At 35.4% G+C, this 20,084-nt stretch carries 22 protein-coding genes; 21 read left to right on the forward strand and 1 reads right to left on the reverse strand.

The genetic code is table 11. The features are described from left to right. Nucleotides 1–41: 41 nt before the first annotated feature. The 4 genes from BMW29_RS00920 to BMW29_RS00935 all read left to right on the forward strand — a co-directional run bounded on the left by BMW29_RS00920 (nucleotide 42) and on the right by BMW29_RS00935 (nucleotide 3,992). Nucleotides 42–365, forward strand: a complete 324-nt coding sequence (locus tag BMW29_RS00920; protein WP_092649340.1) for a single-stranded DNA-binding protein — start codon at nucleotides 42–44, stop codon at nucleotides 363–365. 438 nt (nucleotides 366–803) lie between these two features. Then, nucleotides 804–1,691, forward strand: a complete 888-nt coding sequence (locus BMW29_RS00925; RefSeq protein ID WP_092649341.1) for a 3D domain-containing protein — start codon at nucleotides 804–806, stop codon at nucleotides 1,689–1,691. Between the two features lie 168 nt (nucleotides 1,692–1,859). Next, nucleotides 1,860–2,579: a response regulator transcription factor gene (locus tag BMW29_RS00930; RefSeq protein WP_092649342.1), complete on the forward strand. Its 720-nt coding sequence runs from the start codon at nucleotides 1,860–1,862 to the stop codon at nucleotides 2,577–2,579. Further along, nucleotides 2,580–3,992, forward strand: coding sequence for a sensor histidine kinase (locus BMW29_RS00935; RefSeq protein ID WP_092649343.1), 1,413 nt, complete (start codon nucleotides 2,580–2,582; stop codon nucleotides 3,990–3,992). It begins immediately after the preceding gene. A gap of 9 nt (nucleotides 3,993–4,001) precedes the next feature. On the opposite strand, the gene BMW29_RS00940 is transcribed toward BMW29_RS00935, so the two are convergent. Then, nucleotides 4,002–4,763: an alpha/beta hydrolase gene (locus tag BMW29_RS00940; protein ID WP_092649344.1), complete on the reverse strand. Its 762-nt coding sequence runs from the start codon at nucleotides 4,761–4,763 to the stop codon at nucleotides 4,002–4,004. 209 nt (nucleotides 4,764–4,972) lie between these two features. Here BMW29_RS00940 and BMW29_RS00945 point away from each other — a divergent pair, with 209 nt between their 5' ends. From BMW29_RS00945 to BMW29_RS01025, 17 genes are all read left to right on the forward strand, one after another. After that, entirely contained in the window at nucleotides 4,973–7,255 is a 2,283-nt protein-coding gene (locus BMW29_RS00945) for a carboxypeptidase-like regulatory domain-containing protein (RefSeq protein ID WP_092649345.1), read from the forward strand. Between the two features lie 66 nt (nucleotides 7,256–7,321). Then, complete coding sequence (locus BMW29_RS00950; protein ID WP_092649346.1) at nucleotides 7,322–8,068, forward strand: WxL domain-containing protein; 747 nt, start codon at nucleotides 7,322–7,324, stop codon at nucleotides 8,066–8,068. A 111-nt stretch (nucleotides 8,069–8,179) separates the two neighbouring features. After that, nucleotides 8,180–9,202, forward strand: a complete 1,023-nt coding sequence (locus BMW29_RS00955; protein WP_177165624.1) for a WxLIP family cell surface protein — start codon at nucleotides 8,180–8,182, stop codon at nucleotides 9,200–9,202. A 131-nt stretch (nucleotides 9,203–9,333) separates the two neighbouring features. Beyond that, on the forward strand, nucleotides 9,334–9,660 hold the full coding sequence (locus BMW29_RS00960) for a hypothetical protein (RefSeq protein WP_092649348.1): 327 nt from the start codon (nucleotides 9,334–9,336) through the stop codon (nucleotides 9,658–9,660). 16 nt (nucleotides 9,661–9,676) lie between these two features. Beyond that, the gene (locus BMW29_RS00965) at nucleotides 9,677–9,979 is read left to right on the forward strand and encodes a WXG100 family type VII secretion target (protein ID WP_092649349.1); all 303 of its coding nucleotides are present in this window, start codon (nucleotides 9,677–9,679) and stop codon (nucleotides 9,977–9,979) included. Then, a complete protein-coding gene (locus tag BMW29_RS00970; RefSeq protein ID WP_092649350.1) occupies nucleotides 9,976–10,635 on the forward strand; it encodes a DUF5081 family protein in 660 nt (219 codons plus the stop codon). The genes BMW29_RS00965 and BMW29_RS00970 overlap by 4 nt, the downstream gene beginning before the upstream one ends. Continuing rightward, on the forward strand, nucleotides 10,632–10,943 hold the full coding sequence (locus tag BMW29_RS00975; RefSeq protein ID WP_092649351.1) for a hypothetical protein: 312 nt from the start codon (nucleotides 10,632–10,634) through the stop codon (nucleotides 10,941–10,943). Before BMW29_RS00970 ends, BMW29_RS00975 begins: the two co-directional genes overlap by 4 nt. Continuing rightward, on the forward strand, nucleotides 10,940–12,313 hold the full coding sequence (locus tag BMW29_RS14050; protein ID WP_218139622.1) for a hypothetical protein: 1,374 nt from the start codon (nucleotides 10,940–10,942) through the stop codon (nucleotides 12,311–12,313). Before BMW29_RS00975 ends, BMW29_RS14050 begins: the two co-directional genes overlap by 4 nt. A 26-nt stretch (nucleotides 12,314–12,339) precedes the next feature. Continuing rightward, on the forward strand, nucleotides 12,340–12,663 hold the full coding sequence (locus BMW29_RS00985) for a hypothetical protein (protein WP_092649352.1): 324 nt from the start codon (nucleotides 12,340–12,342) through the stop codon (nucleotides 12,661–12,663). A gap of 383 nt (nucleotides 12,664–13,046) precedes the next feature. After that, nucleotides 13,047–14,000, forward strand: a complete 954-nt coding sequence (locus BMW29_RS00990; protein ID WP_143047318.1) for a TNT domain-containing protein — start codon at nucleotides 13,047–13,049, stop codon at nucleotides 13,998–14,000. Nucleotides 14,001–14,011: 11 nt separating this feature from the next. Further along, a complete protein-coding gene (locus BMW29_RS00995; RefSeq protein ID WP_092649354.1) occupies nucleotides 14,012–14,653 on the forward strand; it encodes a hypothetical protein in 642 nt (213 codons plus the stop codon). Between the two features lie 395 nt (nucleotides 14,654–15,048). Then, on the forward strand, nucleotides 15,049–15,774 hold the full coding sequence (locus tag BMW29_RS13945; RefSeq protein WP_177165625.1) for a hypothetical protein: 726 nt from the start codon (nucleotides 15,049–15,051) through the stop codon (nucleotides 15,772–15,774). Between the two features lie 24 nt (nucleotides 15,775–15,798). Next, nucleotides 15,799–16,185 (forward strand): hypothetical protein, encoded by a 387-nt coding sequence (locus tag BMW29_RS01005; RefSeq protein WP_092649355.1) that lies wholly within the window; start codon nucleotides 15,799–15,801, stop codon nucleotides 16,183–16,185. A 127-nt stretch (nucleotides 16,186–16,312) separates the two neighbouring features. Further along, a complete protein-coding gene (locus BMW29_RS01010) occupies nucleotides 16,313–16,828 on the forward strand; it encodes a deaminase domain-containing protein (RefSeq protein ID WP_092649689.1) in 516 nt (171 codons plus the stop codon). Nucleotides 16,829–16,836: 8 nt separating this feature from the next. Beyond that, nucleotides 16,837–17,214, forward strand: a complete 378-nt coding sequence (locus tag BMW29_RS01015) for a hypothetical protein (protein ID WP_092649356.1) — start codon at nucleotides 16,837–16,839, stop codon at nucleotides 17,212–17,214. 583 nt (nucleotides 17,215–17,797) lie between these two features. Further along, nucleotides 17,798–18,718, forward strand: coding sequence for a peptidase U32 family protein (locus BMW29_RS01020; protein WP_092649357.1), 921 nt, complete (start codon nucleotides 17,798–17,800; stop codon nucleotides 18,716–18,718). 14 nt (nucleotides 18,719–18,732) lie between these two features. After that, entirely contained in the window at nucleotides 18,733–19,965 is a 1,233-nt protein-coding gene (locus BMW29_RS01025) for a peptidase U32 family protein (protein WP_092649358.1), read from the forward strand. The last annotated feature ends 119 nt before the right edge of the window (nucleotides 19,966–20,084 follow it).

Below are 20,084 nucleotides of genomic sequence, written 5' to 3' on the forward strand. Positions count from 1 at the left end.
TAGCTTTATTTACGTAAATTATCTAATAGGAGGTGAGAAAGATGAATCAAGTATCAATGATAGGTCGTTTTGTAAGAGAGGTAACCTTAAATTTCACAACTGAAAATAAGCCTGTCTTAAATAACACACTAGCTGTCAGAAGAAGATTTAAAAATGAGCACCATCAAACGGCCGATTTTATCCCCGTTATTGCTTGGGGAAGTGTTGCAACTGTCATCGCAGACCATTGTGAAAAAGGAATGCTAGTTGGAACCACAGGCAGAATTCAATCCCGCACTTACATGAATAAACAGGATGAAAAAATATTTTCTTTAGAGTATATAATAGAAGAAATTCAATTTTTACAACCTAAAAAAAGTGAATAAATGCTTATTTAACGTTCTTTTTGCTAGAAAAAGGGTGTATTACTTGTTAAAAATGTGTAATAAAACATGTTTAATGGGGAATATTTGCCCATTATGAGAGAAAAATGGGTCTAAAGGACTAGTTTTTTATGAATTGTTGTAACAGAATTTCACAAAATTTATAGAAAAAACTTTTTTTAGAAAATGATTCACTAAAAAAATCAAAAATTCCCATTTTTTATCATTGGCTTTATATCAGTGTTTTAAGCCGTTTATTAAGTGTTTTATTGAAAAATATTCTAAAATTATTTTTTTAGAATTGTCAGAATCATTACGAATGTAACAATAAAAACTGTGAAATCGCCTTTTAAGTCACACACCCTTAACTACCTAGTAACCTAACATAGTTTTTTAAATGTTAAGATTTTTCAGGTAAGATAAAGGGAGGGAATAATTCTTATGAGAAAGACAATCGTATCAGCTGCAGTAGTTGGCATGTTAGCCATTGGTGCTAGTGTATCTACAGTATTTGCTGCAACAGGTGAAACAGTGTCAGATAAGAATGAAACACAAACAAACACAGTGACAGAAATTGGTCAACTATTTAATGGGGAAACACCAGACCAGTCATTTGAAACAAAAATGGTGAACTTAAACGAATTGACAGCAACAGAAAAAATGAATAATAAAGATTCAAAAGGCGTAAAAGAACCAAAACCATTGGTTTCATATACAGTACAAAAAGGAGATACTCTTGAAAGCCTTGCGGCAACATTTGAAGTAGATGCTAATGAGCTACACAAATGGAATCAAGAGGTAGATGCAGCGACAGTTGTTGAACCTGGACAAATCGTTGTTTTCAAAACCTATCATGATGTAGCGGCTTATCAAGCACAAAGAGAAGCAGAAGTTGCAGCTCAAGAAGCAGAAGCTCAGGCAGCAGCAGAACAAGCTGCTCAAGAAGAAGCGGAAGCTCAAGCGCAAGAAGTAGCGGCTCAAGAAGAGGCTCAAGCGCAACAACAAGCAACAGCTCCAGTTGGAACACCAGTAGCACCAACATCAGGTACTACCGTAACGGTTAGTGCATCAGCTTATAGCTATGCGCAACCAGGATTAAGCAGCTTCACTTCATTAGGAATTGATTTATCAGTTAATCCACAAGTGATTGCAGTAGATCCAAGTGTGATTCCATTAGGCTCACGTGTTTACGTTGAAGGTTATGGCGAAGCCATTGCTGGAGATACCGGTGGCGCAATTAGTGGTAATAGAATTGATGTTCACTTTTCATCTGTAGCAGCATGTTATGGTTGGGGAATGCGCACAGTTCAAGTAACAATCTTAGACTAAAAAAATAAATGAAGCACAGGCCAAGTGGTCTGTGTTTTTTTATTCAATCATGAATTTTTTATGAAGAAAGTAGCATCTTTTTAAGTCTTTATGCCCCCTTTCTTTTTTTGTGAGACGAAGCATAGTATAATACTAAATAGGAGTAGTAGAAAATGATGAGGTGAGCAGATGAAACTATTAATGATAGAGGATAATGTTTCAGTAAGTGAAATGATGGAGATGTTTTTTTCAAAAGAAGGCTGGGATGCTACTTTTAAATTAGATGGTAAAGAAGGGCTAGAGACCTTTTTAGCTTGCCCAGATGAATGGGATATTGTGACCTTAGATTTAAATTTGCCTTCAATGGATGGGATGCAAATTTGTAGAGAAATGCGTAAAGTGTCAGCAACCGTTCCAATTATTATGCTCACTGCAAAAGATTCAGAAAGTGATCAAGTGATTGGCTTAGAAATTGGTGCAGATGACTATGTTACGAAGCCTTTTAGTCCGCTGACATTAATTGCCCGTATCAAGGCCTTACACCGGCGTGCTGATTTACTCACAACAGATCCTGTCAAAACAGCAGCAGAAGAAGCTTTTGATATTGTCACAAAGCATTTTAAATTAAGTACAAAAACAAGAGAAGTTTATATTGATGATTATTTAATTGAGGGCTTAACACCCAAAGAATTTGAGTTATTGTATACATTAAGTAAAAATCCAAAGCAAGTTTTCTCAAGAGAACAATTATTAAGTTTAGTTTGGGACTATCAATATTATGGTGACGAACGAACTGTTGATGCTCATATTAAAAAATTACGACAAAAAATTGAAACAAGTGGACGTCAACTCATTCAAACGGTTTGGGGTGTTGGGTATAAGTTTGATGATGCTGGAGATGAGAGTTAGATGAGATATTTATATCAACAAATGTTAACATCCTTTATTATTGTGATGGCAGGGTTTGGAATTGTCACATTGGCTTTTTTTAAAACGACAACAGATACAGTTTATGAAAGTACAGAAGCGCAATTATTTGGTTACGCTGATTCGTTGTTGAGCATTGTGGAGAATAGTGGTGGACTTCATAAAGAAACGGTTGCAGGTGCAGAGCGTTTATTAAAAAATCAAGGCGTTGCTTTTTATATTTTTAATGAGGATAAAGAGCTGACTTACCCTAATTACCAAGAAGCTTTTACTTTAAAATTATCTAAAGATGATTGGGAAAAACTAGAGAATGGTAAAAATGTCTCCATTCGCAAAGAAGAAGAACGAAAATATGCTTTTATTGTGATACCTTATGTTGTTGATGGGGAATTTTTAGGTGGGATTGCTGCATCTGAACCTTTGAGTGGTATTGAAGAAAGCTTAACGCAATTAAAACGAAATTTTATTATTGCCATCTCTCTTTCTAGCTTAGGCGCAGCAGCTCTTAGCTTTATTTTTGCTAAGTATCAAGTGAAGCGTATTAACCGGATGCGAAAAGCAACACATGAGATATCAGAAGGAAATTTTGAAATTCAATTAGAAGATAAAGGAAAAGATGAGTTTGATGAATTATCTGGAGACTTTAATCAAATGGTAACGAATTTAAAGGCCTCTCATGAAGAGATAGAGCGTCAAGAAAATAGAAGAAGGCAGTTTATGGCAGATGCAGCTCATGAGATGCGTACGCCGCTGACAACGATTAATGGCTTATTAGAAGGACTAGAGCATGATATGATTCCTGAGGATAAAAAAGGAAAAAGTATTACATTGATGCAAAATGAAACTAGAAGGCTAATCCGCTTGGTGAATGAAAATCTTGATTATGAAAATATTCGCTCCAATCAAATTGTTTTAAATAAACAACACTTTAATTTAAAAGATACACTAGATATTATTGGGGAACAATTAGAGCAGAAGGCTGCTGATTCTGGGAATATCATTAAATTGGCGGTTGATCCAAGGCTTAAGGTTTATGCAGATTATGACCGCTTTATTCAAATTGTTGTGAATATTGTCCAAAATGCCATTCAGTTTACAAAAGATGGTGAAATTACATTATCAGCTACAGAAAACGATACAGCTGTGAGGTTGGAAATCCAAGATACAGGAATTGGAATGAATGAAACGGAATTAAAAAACATTTGGGAACGTTACTATAAGGCAGATCCTTCACGCAAAAATACGAAATATGGTGAATCAGGCTTGGGTCTAGCAATTGTGCAACAGCTTATGACACTGCATGGTGCAACGATTGAGGTCACAAGTGAAAGCAATCAAGGAACAACCTTTATCCTACAATTTCCTAAAAAACCATCAGAAACAGAAAAAAGTTAACCCATTGGGTTAACTTTTTTTGTTGACTGCTTGCTGAAGCCAATCCAGCATTTCCTTAGCAATCCATCCTTGTTGCTGCCCATCCGCCAAAATAGTATCATTGTCGCCTCTTTGTGGACCATAGCTACCAAAACCAGCATGATTTCCATCAGGCAATTGATGAAAAATAGTTGATTGCGGTAAAAGGGTTTTGCTTTCTTGATAATTCTCCCAATTTAAGACCCCATCTTCAGTTCCTGTTAAAGAAAGAACTGCTAGCTTAGTATCAGCAATTGCCCCTTTAGTATCTGGATAGCTAGCTAAGAAAAAGACGCCTTTTAAATGTTGATCCTGCAAGTGTTCTGCAGCATAACGACTAGCAGCTGTTCCTCCTAGTGAATGCCCGCCAATGACATAATCTTGTATCTCATATTTTTTAATCACTTTTTGAGCAAAATCAGTTGCTAAAATTGGTAAATTTAAAGGTTGCTTACAAAGATAAACAGGATAGCCAGCAGCTGCCAATTCTTTTGCCCAAAGACTATAACTTTCAGCTTCAACTAATGCCCCTTGATAAAAAATAACAGCAGGTAAGGTGGTTTGTTTTTTAGTGTTTTTCAAAATAATGACGTCATTTGTTTCCGTAATGCTGATTTCAGTAGTTGCTGTTAAGGCTTGCTGTGCTTCTGAGCTTGCGCCATAAGTAAAATAACGAAGGGCACCATAAGCGAGTCCAATCAAAAGAAATAAGATGATCAAAATAGACAGACAGATTTTTTTCCAACGCTTCATTCTTTCCCTCCTCAAACGTGCTAATTACTTCAATCGAACATTATTACATAAAACCATCATAAAAACAAATTTTTACCATTAAAGTGTTAAAAAAGTGCAAAAGATGAATAGATAAGCTACAATCAACTTGAAATAGATAAATGGAAAGAAACTGTAGCGAAAATAGGAACCTAGATATTCTATTTAACAGGCATTTGGAGGGATAAAAAATGAAAAGGAAAATAATTTTTAAAGCGGTAACAATTTTATTTTTTTTCTTCGCTATTTTTGTGCCTTTAATGCTTCCTGTTTTTGCAGAAGCTGAACAGCTAGCGGAACCTAATTTATCAAGTGACATACAAGATACACCACAAAATGGTGGGTGTGCCATTATTCCAACAGAGGAAGAAGCTCAGGTTATCCCTAAACTGGAAAATAACGTAGAGGCTGTCGCCCAGCTTGAACCAGACACGAGAGCATTAGCACTAGGCAACAGTAGTATTGCTGGCACCTTTACAAATGGGGCTTGTAATCAGAATATTGTCAGCATTAACTATTCTTACTCATTGATTCTTTCATTAGCGATTAATGATACACCTGTGATTGCCATTCAAATACCAGAAGAAGTTGCTTCACAAATTAATAATAGTCCAACAAAGCAAGCAGCTTTTTTAAAAAGCTTAACTGGAAGCGTTACCTATCCTTTAAATCTATTGGGGAACCAAACCTATCCAATTCAGGCAACCAATAGTAATGTCAGTATGGTCTATGATGTAACAAAGAATGCGGTTGTTTTTACTTTTCCAAGCTCATTTTTAACCTTATCCTTGCTTAATAGCTGGAATGTGAATTTAAGCTTTGACCCAGTTGCACTTTACAAAAAAGGGATTGCGATTCCACCTGCAACAAATGGTCAAAATTATGTGATTAGAGGCAATATTCTTTCCCTATATGGATTGATTGATTTTACAACAGGAAATGCTAAAACAGGCGCTATTTCCCTTAAATCAATGAGTCTAGGAAATTGTCCAGTCTTAAATGTAATCCCACCAGTAGTGAGTAGTCCAGTGCTTCATCAAACCAATCAAATCAATGGAACTATCAATCAAACACAAAATAGTGGCTACACTTACACCGTGGATCTCACAACGAAAACCACTACAGGCATCACAACCAGTTATCCCAATATTCCAGTTGATGCTACTGGAAGTTTTCATGTGACAACCAAAACAAATTTAGAATATGAGGATCAAATAACAGGCATTGTGCGCGCCACTTCCAAAAGCAATGCCGATTTATATGAAAGTCAGATAAGCGCTATTACAACAGTCGTATGGCCACTTGCTACTCCGACAATTCAAAGTCTAGTGGCAGGAGCAACAGCCATTAGTGGATTGTCTCATCAAACGGTGATAGGCAATTATCAAGCAGTGGTTGTCATCAATCAAAATGCGCTGACAACTTATACCGTTCCAGTTGATTCACAAGGTCATTACCAAGTAGCAAACCTTCCGCCTTTAAAGGGGGGAGATACCGTTCAAGTCACCGTTAATGGTTATAGCTCAAGAGATGGTTATTTACTGGTTTCTACAGCACCCGTCACAGCAACGGTTCAATTTAACAAGCCTTCATTTATTTTAGACTTGGCAGTTTATCGTAGGAATGGAAATGACCAGTGGGAAGCAGCACCAAATGCCGTCACAGGACAAGCTATCAAATATGTGACCAAAGTGACACTGCAAAATGCCCATGCGATTTGGGATCATCAAACGGTAACGAGTCACATTCCTGCAGGGTTAGTCAATGTAACGGATATGAGTTTATATAAAATCAATGTAGATGGTACAAGGCAGTTGGTAGGTGTCCCACAAGTGATTGCGGATGCTGCTAGTCCATCTGGAAGCAGTTTATATTATCAGAATTTGAATACTAGTGATTCCTTACAAAACATGAATGAGGCTTTAGAGTTTCAATATACAGCAACGATTACCAGTATTTCACCTCCAACCGCTCTTACTTACAAGATTACTTTTGGTGGACAAAATGGTGGTGGACAAGGAATTACACCTTTATCAATTGGGACAACTACTGAAGTTGGTGATGGCAGGCTGAGATTAATGAGTGTTCCAACTACTTTTGGTTTTCAACAGACAACGATTCCCACCAGTTCAACTATTTATAATCGCACAACGACCACGAGCAATCTTGTGATTTATGATGGACGAGTCAAAAAAAATAAATGGAACTTATATGTCAGAGAAATTCAACCATTAACAGCTGGCTCCACGCAATTACCAGGAGCCATCATTTATGGTTTAAATGGACAGAATAAGGTGCTAAATGCAGAAAATAATCTGATTTATAGCCAAACCGCTCCAGATAATCAGCCTTATATTATTCCCTGGGAGCAAGCAGATGGTATTCGCTTAAAGGTAGGACCTGGTCCAATGCTTAAAAGCAATCAGAGGTATCAAGGACAACTAGAATGGAATTTAACAGATGCACCACTTTAAATCAATTTTATCTTCTTTAAAAAGAAGTGAAATAAATCATCATCACACAGAAAGAGGGAGAAGAAAATGAAAAAGAAAGTTACTTTATTATTGGTTAGTGCTACGTTATTAGGTGGATTTTTAGTCAATAGTCATTCAGCTTCAGCAGAAATTGCTGGAACCATGAATTCCATTACAGATGTGACCTTTACCCAAGATACAACTCCGACAAATCCAGTGAGTCCAACAGATCCTAACACACCCGTGAGTCCTGTTAACCCGACAGATCCTAATGATCCACATACTCCTGGAACGGCTGGTCCGCTGAGTATTGATTATGTGTCAAACTTTCATTTTGGCAGCAAGATTATTAATGATGAGGATATGATTTACTATGCAAAATTAGATAATGTCTTACAAGCTGGAAGTGTTGTGCAAGTACCAAACTTTGCTCAGATTACAGATAAACGTGGTTTAAATGCTGGTTGGAAATTAACTGTGAAACAAAATGGTCAATTTAAAACAACAGATGGAAACGATACTGAGCTTGTGAATGCACAATTAAAAATGGTTAAGGCAACTACTAACTCATTACTAAGTCCAACGTTGGCACCCGTCACCTTACCAGCTAGTTTAGATCCTACTGGAACCAATTCTTCAACGATTGCCACTGCTTTACCTGTAACAGGTATGGGGACTTGGACAATGGCCTTTGGTGCAGATAATACAGCTGGAGTAGAAGGGGTTTCTTTACATGTCCCCCTCACAACTTCAAAAGTGAAAGATGTTGCTTATCGTACATCCTTAACCTGGAATTTAGAAGACGCACCTTAGAGAATGATTGTGTCTGGGATGAAATTGAAAAAGTTTTATCCCAGGCTTTAATGGTTAAAAAGTGAAAGAACAGAATCGACTTGTGTCATGACAGCTGGAGGAGAGAAGAAAATGAGAAGATATTCTTTTGTTTTTGCACTGATATTATTGTTTAGTTTATTTTTGGCAAATCCTGCCAGTGCGAATGAAATGGGGTTTTCTGTGCAGGCTATTTTACCTGAAAATCAAGTGACTGCTGAGCATTCCTATTTTGATTTGAAAATGACACCTGGTCAAGTACAAACGATTCAAGTGGCGCTTACCAATGATACAGAGCGAGAAATTGAAGTTGCTATGGCCGCGAACGCTGCGATTACAAATGGCAACGGTGTGGTGGAGTATAGTCAAGAAAATCCAACTTTAGATCCAACCTTAAACACATCATTTTCAGAAATAGCTCATGTGGAACCTACAATTATTTTGCCACCAAAAGCAGTGAAAGTTGTAGATATTCAATTAAAAATGCCAGTTGAAAGCTATGATGGCGTCATTTTAGGTGGTCTTTATTTCATTGAGAAAAATAACCCAGAAAATCCAGCTCAAGCAACAAATGTCCAAATAGACAATCATTTTTCTTATACAGTGGGCGTTTTGCTGACTGAAACAGAGACAAAAGTCCATCCTAATTTAATCTTAAATCAAGTGTCAGCGAGTCAAACTTTAGGGCGTAATGTGATCTTAGCGAATTTACAGAATCCTGAAGCAGCGATGTTAAGCAATCTGAGAATTGAAGCAAAAGTGTATCAAGGAAAAGAAGAGACCCCACTTTATGAGCAAGTAACAGATGAACTTAGAATGGCCCCTAATTCTAATTTTGATTATACAATTGATATGAATGAAGCCTTTTTTGAGCCTGGTGATTACCGTGTTGAGATTGTCGCCATTTCAAATGGCAAGACCTGGCAATTAGAGAAAGAATTTAACATTCAAGCCAAAGATGCAAAAGCATATAACGACCAAACAGCGTATCAAGACAAACGACCTAAAATAGATTTAATGCCCTATTTTATTGGCGGCGGTATCATTTTAGTTCTTTTTGTTGGGGGAGCTTTCTGGTTAGGAAAACGAAGCAATAAAACGACTAAAAATGACTAAAAAGTTCACAAAAATGTCACAGTTATATTCCGTACGGAATATGGTTGTGGCATTTTTGTGAACTTTCTTATTTTGGCGTATCTAACTGTAAAAAATATGATAGTGTAAAGAATAAGGTGGTGATTTTACTGATGTTAGAAGACTTGATTCAGAAAAAAGAATATGAAGGAAAAAGGAATCATTATGAAGATTTGTATCAAAAATTAGATAGGTTAATCGAGCGGCATCAAGAAACCTATCAGCACATCAAGCAAACCAATCAACAATTTATTTCGATGATGCCAGTCATTGATCAACAAGCTTATCCAGGCTTAGATTTTGATTTCAGACAAAAAGGATTACACGAGGAGCTTGAACAGTATATCAGTAAGGAAGGCGCTCACCTCATTCATCTAAGCTCAGCACGAACAGAGAGCTATAACCGCTATTTGCACTATCAAGAATTATTAAACCAATAAAAAAGAGGTGAAAACAATGGGACATTTTAAAGTAGAAAGTGAAGGATTAAGTAAAATGATTCGCGCATCTTTGAGAGTAGATGCAGCAGTAGAGGACGCATTGAAAAAGTGTGATCTGCTAAAAAGTGAAGTAGCATCTGCTCAATGGCAGGGTGAAGCAAAAGAGGTTTTTGCGTCTTATTTAGATATTATTCAGCAGTATCATCAAGGCTTAAAAAAAGCCACAGCACTGCAAGAAAAAGCCTTGCAAACCTTGTTAAGTGACTGCATGAAATACCATCAGTTTTATGAAGTAGAAGCCGTGAGGAAGTTAGTATGAAAAAAGAAGATGTCTTCAGCTTAGAGGAACTTTATTTTATCTGCTCAGTCATCGGTGCTGGAAACCTGTATGGGTTACCAGATTTATCAATGTTTACGATGATTAAGCAAGAGGCGGCTCACAAGGCTACGCAACAAATGCAAGCAAAAGGCCTATTGGATAAGAATGGTAAGCTCACACCTATTGGGGGCTACATTTTAAATGCCTTCAAACAATACCATGAGAGTAAAACATACTTAGTAGTAAATGGGGATTTTATCGGCTTTAACAATGAGCAAGAGCTGATTATTTTATCTAGTCCTGATCAAGTAGGTATTCAGATGGAAATCACTACAAAAGAAGCTTATTTCCGCAAACTCTATCAAAATGTTCGCCTCATTAGAAGAGAGGCAGAGGAAGAAGAGCAGACCTTTTTAAAAAAACTTGTTCCACGTAGTGAAAGAGCAGCATTAAACCAACTGCCACTTGAAGGTGGCTTACTCTTAAAAAAAGTCAGACAGCCAACAGAAGAAACCTGGTTTATCAAACGACATGAAGGCAAACTATATGGCTATCAAGGAAGCCGCGTGTATCAGCTGAGCCAATATTGGCTCATCAAGTGGTTATTAGACGAATTAAACATTCCAATCAGCAAAGAGGAAGTGAGACAGCAATGAGTGAAGCAGAAATTTATATTGACCCAGTAGAAATGTTAGATTTATCTAGAAGATTAGAAGAAATACTAGATATTTTTAATGGCGAAATAGCAGAACAGATTGAGATATTAGCGAGCACTACATTTTATGAAGAAGGAGCAGCCAAGCCAGTCATTGATATTTATCCCCAAATTTCCAAAAGTATTTATAAAATTGCGGAAGACTATACAAGACTTTACGCCTTTATTCATTACACCACAGAAAAAGTCACAGAGAAAGACCGCATCTTGGCAGAGCGGATTCAAAATAATGAGGTTCAGAGCACATGAACATTCAATATGATGACAATCATTGGCGACAAATGGAAGCAGCTTTGGGTATGTTACTTGGATCAGGCTATGGCAGTTATGGACGACCTTTAATAGAAGAAATGATTGAACTATCTGACATTGTAGATGAAGCCATTCGGGCAGTGGACACCTATGATGTAGATGGTGTGGTTCATTTAACGGATCACACAGATGCAGCATTATATGAAGAGTTTAGAGATAAGTATAAATGGTTAGCAGAATTTTCATCAGCAGTAGGAAACAGCCTATACCATGAAGTAGACCGTCCCTTTTATGAAAACATTGATACCTATGCAGTGGCAATGAGAGATTTAGATATCAACCAATTTACAACTGAAAATAAATATGGTATTACCGGAACAACAACGGATAGTAGTGGCAATAAACAACCTTTTACAAAAACGGAAATAACGTTAAGTGATTTACTATCAGGAGGAACAGAGCTAGAAAATTTTGTAAGAGAAGAATTTGAGTTATGGCAAGAAATGACCAAAGATATACCAGAAGCACAAAAGCTAAACTATGAAGACTATCAGCAATACCTGATGTATTCCCATGCATTTATCTATCATTCTCTAGATGATAAAACAGCGGATATGATAAAAGGAGTTGTTGTGAATGCGGCAGTTATTAGTTTAGGCTTTGTGCAAAAAAAAAACTCAGGAAGAGAGCTAGATATTTTTGAACGAATCTTTAAAGGTGCGCTTGCTGTGACTTCTATTAGTTTTAGTGGCTGGAAATTAGTGAAGGATATTGGTGGGTTGAATGCGTTTAAGGGAGTTAGTTCATTTGGAGAAATGAGCCCATCAGATGCTAAAAAATATAATCAATTTTGGGATGATGTAGCCAAAGGCAAAACAGTCAATCAACGTATGGGTGTCGAAAGTGCAATTGATAAATTATTACCTTCTAGGAAAGTTCCATATGAGTTTGGAGAGTATATGGCAGATCCAGCTAAAACTTACACAGGAATGGGCAAAAATAGTCATCCAAATGAATGGGGAAATTCAATCAATGATTTAAGAAATAAAGGAGTAGAAGTTGTCGAAAAACCAAATGGTACAATGGGATATGCTCCAAAAAATGATTTCCATCCACCGCAACTTAATATAGATGGTGAAGCTTCGTATAGTGCTTTAATACACGAGCAACAGCATTATTTGGATGATTTAGCAAAGGGATTCCCTGGAAATGAATTTAATTATCAAATAAAAAATAGGATACAAGCTGAGTTAAATGCATATATGAAAGAAATACAGTTGGCGGAACAGGCCGGCAATAAAACATTAGCGAACCAATTGTTTGAAAACTATGTTAGAGAACGAAATCAAATATTATATGGATTTTAACTCTAAATGAAAGGATAGAAGTTTATATGAATTCAGTATTTAAAATCGAAAAAAAACTAAAAGCAAAAGATTATTCAAATCAAGAAATATGTCAATATTTAGAATCTAAAAGTGTTTCTTTAGTCTACATGACATTAAAAGAAATTAGTGATGAAAAGATAGACAGTAAAGATGTAATTGATACAGTATTAGCAATTGCAAATAATGATAGAGAGATATCATCAAGAGGATTAGGAGTAACGACACTTAGGATAGTGGCAATTGCAACATTAAATAAATTAGGAAATAGTGAAATATTTGATAGTCTAGATGAAAATGAGAAAAACTTAGTTAGAGGAGCATTTTCATAGAAGAAATTAGTAGTGACAAGTATCAGTTTAAAGAAATTATATTTTTAAAATCAAAAGGCACTCTTCCACTTGATTGGAATCGAGAAAATAGAGCCTTTACTAGTAAGCGCGAACTCACTAATCAAGTTGCCAATGGCTAATAAAAAGTTAGGTTTATTTATTGTACAGAAATTCAAAGGGATTTTCTAGTCTTTTTGAATGTTTATTAAGTGTACAGTAATTTCAGCAAGAAGAGTGTGAAGTTATTGAAACGGTATTAGTGAGTGTGTAACCACTGATGCCGTTTTTTTATGTGTATCAAAAATAACAATTGAAGAGTAAATACGATATTGCAAACAAGGAGTAATCAACTAGTAAGAGAAGAGTTTGAGTTGTGGCAAGAAATGACTAAAGATATACCAGAAGCACAAAAGCTAAATTATGAAGACTACCAGCAATATCTGATGTATTCCCATGCATTTATCTATCATTCCCTGGATGATAAAACAGCGGATATGATAAAAGGAGTTGTTGTGAATGCGGCAGTTATTAGTTTAGGCTTTGTGCCAATAGTTGGCCCCATATTAGGCGTTGGATTTGGTATAATGGAGATGAAGGAAGCCATTCAAGGAGTAGATGGATCAGGAAGAGAGCTAGATATTTTTGAACGGATCTTTAAAGGTGCGCTTGCTGTGACTTCTATTAGTTTTAGTGGCTGGAAATTAGTGAAGGATATTGGTGGGTTGAATGCGTTTAAGGGAGTTAGTGGGGCTAAAGGAACAGGAAATTATAACAAAGGTTATGTGACAGGAGAAGAATGGGAAAAATATTTTAAGAAAAAATATGGGACAGAAAATGTAGAACATGTGACAAAAACAACTATAAGTAGTACCGAGAGGGCTAAACTAAATTCTTGGGGATGGCCACCATCAGATGAATTGTATTTAAAATATAAAGATATTTATAACAATGATTTGTACTTTAATCAAGTAACAGGAGCCCCAAGATATCCTGCTAATGATGGATTTTTAAGTGACTGGCCAGATATAGTAGGTATGGCTAAGGGTGATGTAATAGATCGTATTGGAAGCAACGGCAGTGGTCAATATTTTTCACCAGTAGGAAGTACATTTGAAAGCAGAGCATTACCCCCATTTATGCAAACACAGCCTTATACAAAATATAAAGTCTTAAGACCATTTGAAACAACAACAGGAAAAGTTGCACCATGGTTTGGACAGCCAGGTGCAGGAACTCAGCATTATACTAATTTTTTAATTAAAGATAGGTATGGAAATTTAATTAAGGCTAATGTAGAAAATTTATTGGAATGGGGATATATTATTCCAATTGAATAGGAGGAATATTAATGTTAACTTTAAATAAAATTGTAAAGCTATTAAATGAAAAAAGTATTAAAGTAATAGTAACTGAAGACAAAATATATATTGATAATAGATTAGATGAATCTATCCCAATAGAGAACCATTATGGAATATCTATACAAGATGGGAAATGGAGTTATTGTTTTTATGTGTTAGAGAGAAAAAATAATATACAGACTGAAGTTTTAAAATCATTTATTAATAAAGAAGAAGCTGAAAATTATTTGTTTCTTCAACAAATTAATAAGTATTTTATTAATAATTATGTGATCGCTAGTAGAAATCATGAAATAGAAAATTGGACTATTGAGCTAGTAAGAAAAGAAATGAAAAGAGTGGGAATCCCAAGCAATTATTTATCTTATGGTTCTGAAATATTTTCCAATTCTATTTTATATTCTAACGAGTCAGGAAAATGGTACAGTGGATATATTAATACAAACAATGAATTAATATATAAGACAAAATGCGGAAATGATGAGCAAGATTGGTTTTTATCATTATATGGAAATGATGTTTATATTTTATATTTATTTGATATCTACCAAAGTGAATTATTGGATAAAAAAGAAGTTTTAAGACCTTTTTCAGATAAAGAAAAACTCATAGTACTTGGTTATGAATAAAAAATGGGTGAATTCTTTTTACATTAGCAGAAAAATATAGAAAAAAGTCAATACAAATAATAAAAAAGTGAGTTTACTTTTTGGTATTGAAAAGATGTGCATTAATTAAGTGGCAGAAGCCTAAAAATATCGTATTAATGATGGGTTTTTATATTTAAGTGGGTTAGTAGAACTAATATCTATTGCTAGAATGGACTTGAAAAGATAGAGACTTGACTAGTAAGAATAGCCCCCGACTAATCAAATTCTAGTTATATTTATTGAAACGGTATTAGTGAATGAATAAACACTAATACCGTTTTTTTGCATGTATCAAAATAACAATTGAAGCGTGAACAAAATATACTTCAAACGGAAAGTAATCAATTAAAGAAGAATTTAAGTTATGGCAAGAAATGACCAAAGATATACCAGAAGCACAAAAGCTAAACTATGAAGACTATCAGCAATACTTGATGTATTCCCATGCATTTATCTATCATTCTCTGGATGATCAAACAGCGGATATGATAAAGGGTGTTGTTGTGAATGCAGCTTTTATTGGTTTAAGATTTGTACCAGTAGTTGGCCCCATATTAGGCGTTGGATTTGGTATAATGGAGATGAAAGAAGCCATTCAAGGAGTAGATGGCTCCGGAAGAGAGTTAGATATTTTTGAACGGATATTTAAAGGCGCACTTGCTGTGGCTACCATTAGTTTTGATGGCTGGAAATTAGTGAAGGATATTGGTGGGTTGAATGCGTTTAAGGGAGTTAGTGGGGTTGAGAAAACTAGTGGGGCTGATTTTTCAAAACCAAAACACTACTTAGATGATGCTCTTAAGCAACAAGGATTAGATAAAGTACCTGAAAAATTGAAACAGAAATGGATACACGGTGATTATAATTATGAGGTGAGAGTACATCCAGGAGACCCTAAATACACAGATGCTAAAATAATATATAGAGTTTCAAGAAAGGCAAAACCAGTCCCAGGAAAACAAGGGTCCGGTATGGAGTATATGGATAAAAATGGAAAATGGTGGCATCAAAGTGAGTTAAGAGAATTTAATGGAGATGGCACTCTTAATCCACTTTTTAATCATGATGCTGCAAAAAATACTCATATTCCTACAGACTAACAACTAATAAAAGGAGAATTTAAAATGGAAAAAAATGAAATTATAAATGAACTAGATAAAATTAATGAATATTTAAAAAAATGTATGTGGATGGATTTTGAATTTGCTCAAATGAATGCGAGTAATGTAATTATAGGTGGTAGAAAAGATGTAAGTTATGATGAATGGGCTATTAATATTGATTTTGGTAATCCTTTTTATGTTACAACTTTATTTTCTTGGCAGCTAGACAATTCTAATCCTTTTATTAAGTTAGTAGAAGGTGATGAAATGTGGGATATTATCAATAAATACCAAGTAGAAGAAGGCAACTATATTTTTAAAATTAATGCTGAAGATTTTGAAACGGCTCCGATAGTAATTGCAAGTAAAAGTCTTAAAGCCAAAATTATAAATGAAAATCCATTTTAAAAAATAAAAAGGCACTTTGCTATCTGATTGGCGTCGGATAGTAAAGTCTTGACTAATAAGGAGCAACTCACTAATCAAGTTGTCAATAGCTAACAAAAAGCTAGCTGTATTTATTGTGGAAAAAATCATGATTAAAAAAAGAAACGATTTAACTTTATCGTTTCTTTTTCTGTACTTATGGGAGTCAGTCCCCCACCCCGAGAAAGCCAGTGGACTTACCAAAACACAAAAAGTTGAGAATTTCCAAAATAGGGTTGATAATATTAGGAACCAAATGCCAAATTCTAAGTTGAAAAATCAAGGGAATATGGCTGTTGCTGATGTTAAAATAAAGGATTTACCAGATGAGTTTATGGCGCATAGTAAAATTCATGGTCCAAATAGTAAAGGTGCTGATTTAGGTAATTTTTCTCCTTCATCAGAAAATAGAATTTTTGAATCATACACCATAGATAAGTTTCCAAGATATAATGATACTGAGGTTAAAATTTTGGAAGATATAGCATCTAAAATTAAAGACCCAAATATTTCTGGTAAGATAGATTTGTTTACAGAATTACCAGCGTGTCAAAGCTGTACAAATGTCATATTAGAATTTAGGAAAAAGTTTCCAAATATAGAACTTAATATATTTACGAAGTAGGTGGAAAAATGAGCGAAATCAGTTATTTAGAAGCAAAAGAATTAACTTTAGAAGATTATGAAGATTTTATTGAAGATGAAGGGTTTAGTCCGAGTCAAGCAATAGCCGCAACTTTTGAAGACTCTGTATTAATGATGAAAAAAAGTCATAAAGTTTACGTATCAGTTATGATAAATCTTTCAATTTTAAGTTTAAAAGAAAATTTCATACCAGATTATTTATTAGAGAGAAAAGAAAATCTATCTAAACTCGAAGGCTTAAACGAAGAGGAACAATCAGCCTATAATTGGGATATTAATGCTTTGAATCAATTATTAAGTAATCAAACTTTTGAGATTGATAAAGATGAAGAATACAGATTAAGAGTGAACATGCTGCTAGGGTAATACTCTAAATGAAAAAATTGGATTTTTAATCTGCTATTTTGCTAGATTCTGAGGGTGAAGTAGAAAAGGTATGAAAGAACAAATTCAAATGTTAAAGCAAACGGTGGTTATGTTATGCTGAAAAGGCTCGAGGAACAAGTCAAAGTGCTAGCTATTTAGTGAGTTCCTCGGGCACCAACAAACAGACATGCCCAATAAATAAAGTCAATAGCAACGTTGGGAGAGCCTAGCAGTCTATTGACTTTATTTATAGTGTCTTACGGATTAGAAGAATTATATTTCTTTTTTTCATTCATTTCTTTAAGAAAATTTTTTATAATAATTGCTTTCATAAGCGCCATTTCCTGTAGATAAGAGTTTGATCTAATCATGTTTTTAATAATCATCCACGAAACAATCAAATGAAACATAAACAGACCTATGATAGCTATTTTAATTAAAATAGGAAACAGATGAAAATCATATCATCCTTCATTAATATCCTATGAGACAAAGTCTTTCCCTCTTTTCTCCCCAAACCTATTGGCAGTTTTCCCTTAATATGGTAGGCTGTTCTATGAGCTTAAAAAGGGGGAAGAAAGAAATGATTGAACTGATAGCTACAGCTGAATCAGTTGCACAAGGAAAAGCCTTAATTGACTGCGGTATTGACACACTTTATATTGGCGAAGATTTTTATGGACTTCGTTTGCCGTATTCCTTTTCACTTGAAGAAATTGAAGAATTAACAACATATGCACATCAAGCAAATAAAGAAGTTTGTGTGGCGGTAAATGCACTCTTTCATCAGGATAGAATTGAAAAGGTTGCACCTTACTTAAAGGCATTAGAAGCCATTAAGATTGATCGTGTGACAGTAGGGGATCCTGGTGTGATTCGCATTTTGAAAAAGGAGGCACCGACTTTAAAATTTGTCTATGATGCACAAATTCTTGTAACGAGTGCCAATCAAATTAATTTTTGGGTCAATCGAGGTGCTGTCGGTGCTGTTTTAGCACGTGAAGTAACCTATGAAGAGCTACAGATTATTCGTCCACAAGTGCAAGTCCCAATTGAAATGTTGGTCTATGGTGCAACTTGTATTCATCAATCTAAACGACCTTTAGTTGAAAACTATTTTCATTTTATCGAAGAAGAAGAAGATACTTCTAAAGAACGTGGCTTATTTATTTCTGAACCAAAAAAAGAGGATACGCATTATTCTATCTATGAAGATATTAATGGGACACATATTTTTGCGGACAATGATATTAATTTGATGCCAGAGTTAGACAAATTAATCAACAATGATTTTGCGCAATGGAAACTGGAAGGTATTTATACTAAAGGAGACACATTTGTCGCAATTGTTCAATTATTTGTGCAAGCAAAAGAGGCTTTTGAGGCTGGAAAATGGACACCAGCATTGATGGAAATATTGAATCAACAGTTAATCGAACTGCATCCAGCAGAACGTGGCTTAGATGAAGGGTTCTTTGTGAAAAATCCAGGGGATGTAAAATAAAAAGGAGCAAGGCTATGAGAACAATTACCAAAAAACCAGAAGTACTTGCACCAGCAGGTACTTTAGAAAAATTAAAAACCGCCATCCATTATGGGGCAGATGCCGTCTATATTGGGGGCGATGCCTATGGCTTAAGAAGTCGTGCTGGCAACTTCTCCTTTGATGAAATGCGTGAAGGGGTTGCTTTTGCTAAAGAGCGTCATGCCAAGGTTTATGTAGCAGCGAATATGGTGACTCATGAAGGGGATGCTGATGGTGCTGGAGAATTTTTCCGTACGCTTAGAGATATTGGCATCCATGCAGTGATTGTATCAGATCCTGCTTTGATTGAAATTTGTGCCACAGAATCACCTGGTTTGCCGATTCATTTATCAACACAAGCATCTGCCACCAATTATGAAACATTAGAATTTTGGCGTGAAGAAGGACTAGAACGTGTTGTATTAGCGAGAGAAGTTGGTATGGAGGAAGTTCAAGCGATTCGTGAAAAGACAAGCGTTGAAATTGAAGCCTTCATTCATGGGGCAATGTGTATTTCTTATTCAGGCAGATGTGTACTATCTAATCATATGTCGCAAAGGGATGCTAATCGCGGTGGCTGTTCACAATCTTGTCGTTGGAAATATGATTTATTTGATATGCCTTATGCAGGGGAGCATCGTTCCTTAGTTGGTGGAGAAACAGAGGAGCCTTTCTCAATGAGTGCGGTAGATATGTCAATGATTCATCATATTCCTGAATTAGTGGAAAATGGCATTGATAGCTTGAAAATTGAAGGACGGATGAAATCTATTCATTATGTGTCCACTGTTTCAAATGTTTATCGTCAAGCAATTGATACTTACTGTGCCGATCCGGATAACTATGTGTTTAATCAGGAATGGGAAGATGAGCTATGGAAAGTCGCACAAAGAGAGCTTTCAACAGGCTTTTATTATGGGGTGCCAACAGAGGATGAGCAACTATTTGGCAAACGCCGTAAGATTCCTGTTTATGGTTTTATTGGACAAGTTTTATCCTATGATGAGGAAACTCAGATTGCAACCATTCAGCAACGCAATAATTTTGGTGTGGGGGATGAAGTTGAATTTTATGGTCCAGGCTTTACACACTTTACACAAACAGTGGATGTTTTGTGGAATGAAGATGAAGAAGTGATTGATCGTGCACCAAATGCCATGATGATTGTCAAAACAAAAGTTGCGGCACCTGTGAAACCATTTGATATGATGCGGAAGAAAAAATAAATTAAGAAATAGCCAGTAATCTTTGAAGTTAAGATTGCTGGCTATTTTTTGAACTGTAAAATAAAATGATATTTTTAATAGTGCACACTATATATAACTATTGCATCTTAATGTGACAT

This window comes from Isobaculum melis (genome assembly GCF_900111355.1).
Classification (GTDB): domain Bacteria; phylum Bacillota; class Bacilli; order Lactobacillales; family Carnobacteriaceae; genus Isobaculum; species Isobaculum melis.

Bases quoted from the DNA above. Each gene is read 5' to 3' on its own strand.
- BMW29_RS00920 (WP_092649340.1), top strand. From the start codon at position 42: ATGAATCAAGTATCAATGATAGGTCGTTTTGTAAGAGAGGTAACCTTA.
- BMW29_RS00925 (WP_092649341.1), top strand. From the start codon at position 804: ATGAGAAAGACAATCGTATCAGCTGCAGTAGTTGGCATGTTAGCCATT.
- BMW29_RS00930 (WP_092649342.1), top strand. From the start codon at position 1,860: ATGAAACTATTAATGATAGAGGATAATGTTTCAGTAAGTGAAATGATG.
- BMW29_RS00935 (WP_092649343.1), top strand. From the start codon at position 2,580: ATGAGATATTTATATCAACAAATGTTAACATCCTTTATTATTGTGATG.
- BMW29_RS00940 (WP_092649344.1), bottom strand. From the start codon at position 4,763: ATGAAGCGTTGGAAAAAAATCTGTCTGTCTATTTTGATCATCTTATTT.
- BMW29_RS00945 (WP_092649345.1), top strand. From the start codon at position 4,973: ATGAAAAGGAAAATAATTTTTAAAGCGGTAACAATTTTATTTTTTTTC.
- BMW29_RS00950 (WP_092649346.1), top strand. From the start codon at position 7,322: ATGAAAAAGAAAGTTACTTTATTATTGGTTAGTGCTACGTTATTAGGT.
- BMW29_RS00955 (WP_177165624.1), top strand. From the start codon at position 8,180: ATGAGAAGATATTCTTTTGTTTTTGCACTGATATTATTGTTTAGTTTA.
- BMW29_RS00960 (WP_092649348.1), top strand. From the start codon at position 9,334: ATGTTAGAAGACTTGATTCAGAAAAAAGAATATGAAGGAAAAAGGAAT.
- BMW29_RS00965 (WP_092649349.1), top strand. From the start codon at position 9,677: ATGGGACATTTTAAAGTAGAAAGTGAAGGATTAAGTAAAATGATTCGC.
- BMW29_RS00970 (WP_092649350.1), top strand. From the start codon at position 9,976: ATGAAAAAAGAAGATGTCTTCAGCTTAGAGGAACTTTATTTTATCTGC.
- BMW29_RS00975 (WP_092649351.1), top strand. From the start codon at position 10,632: ATGAGTGAAGCAGAAATTTATATTGACCCAGTAGAAATGTTAGATTTA.
- BMW29_RS14050 (WP_218139622.1), top strand. From the start codon at position 10,940: ATGAACATTCAATATGATGACAATCATTGGCGACAAATGGAAGCAGCT.
- BMW29_RS00985 (WP_092649352.1), top strand. From the start codon at position 12,340: ATGAATTCAGTATTTAAAATCGAAAAAAAACTAAAAGCAAAAGATTAT.
- BMW29_RS00990 (WP_143047318.1), top strand. From the start codon at position 13,047: ATGACTAAAGATATACCAGAAGCACAAAAGCTAAATTATGAAGACTAC.
- BMW29_RS00995 (WP_092649354.1), top strand. From the start codon at position 14,012: ATGTTAACTTTAAATAAAATTGTAAAGCTATTAAATGAAAAAAGTATT.
- BMW29_RS13945 (WP_177165625.1), top strand. From the start codon at position 15,049: ATGACCAAAGATATACCAGAAGCACAAAAGCTAAACTATGAAGACTAT.
- BMW29_RS01005 (WP_092649355.1), top strand. From the start codon at position 15,799: ATGGAAAAAAATGAAATTATAAATGAACTAGATAAAATTAATGAATAT.
- BMW29_RS01010 (WP_092649689.1), top strand. From the start codon at position 16,313: ATGATTAAAAAAAGAAACGATTTAACTTTATCGTTTCTTTTTCTGTAC.
- BMW29_RS01015 (WP_092649356.1), top strand. From the start codon at position 16,837: ATGAGCGAAATCAGTTATTTAGAAGCAAAAGAATTAACTTTAGAAGAT.
- BMW29_RS01020 (WP_092649357.1), top strand. From the start codon at position 17,798: ATGATTGAACTGATAGCTACAGCTGAATCAGTTGCACAAGGAAAAGCC.
- BMW29_RS01025 (WP_092649358.1), top strand. From the start codon at position 18,733: ATGAGAACAATTACCAAAAAACCAGAAGTACTTGCACCAGCAGGTACT.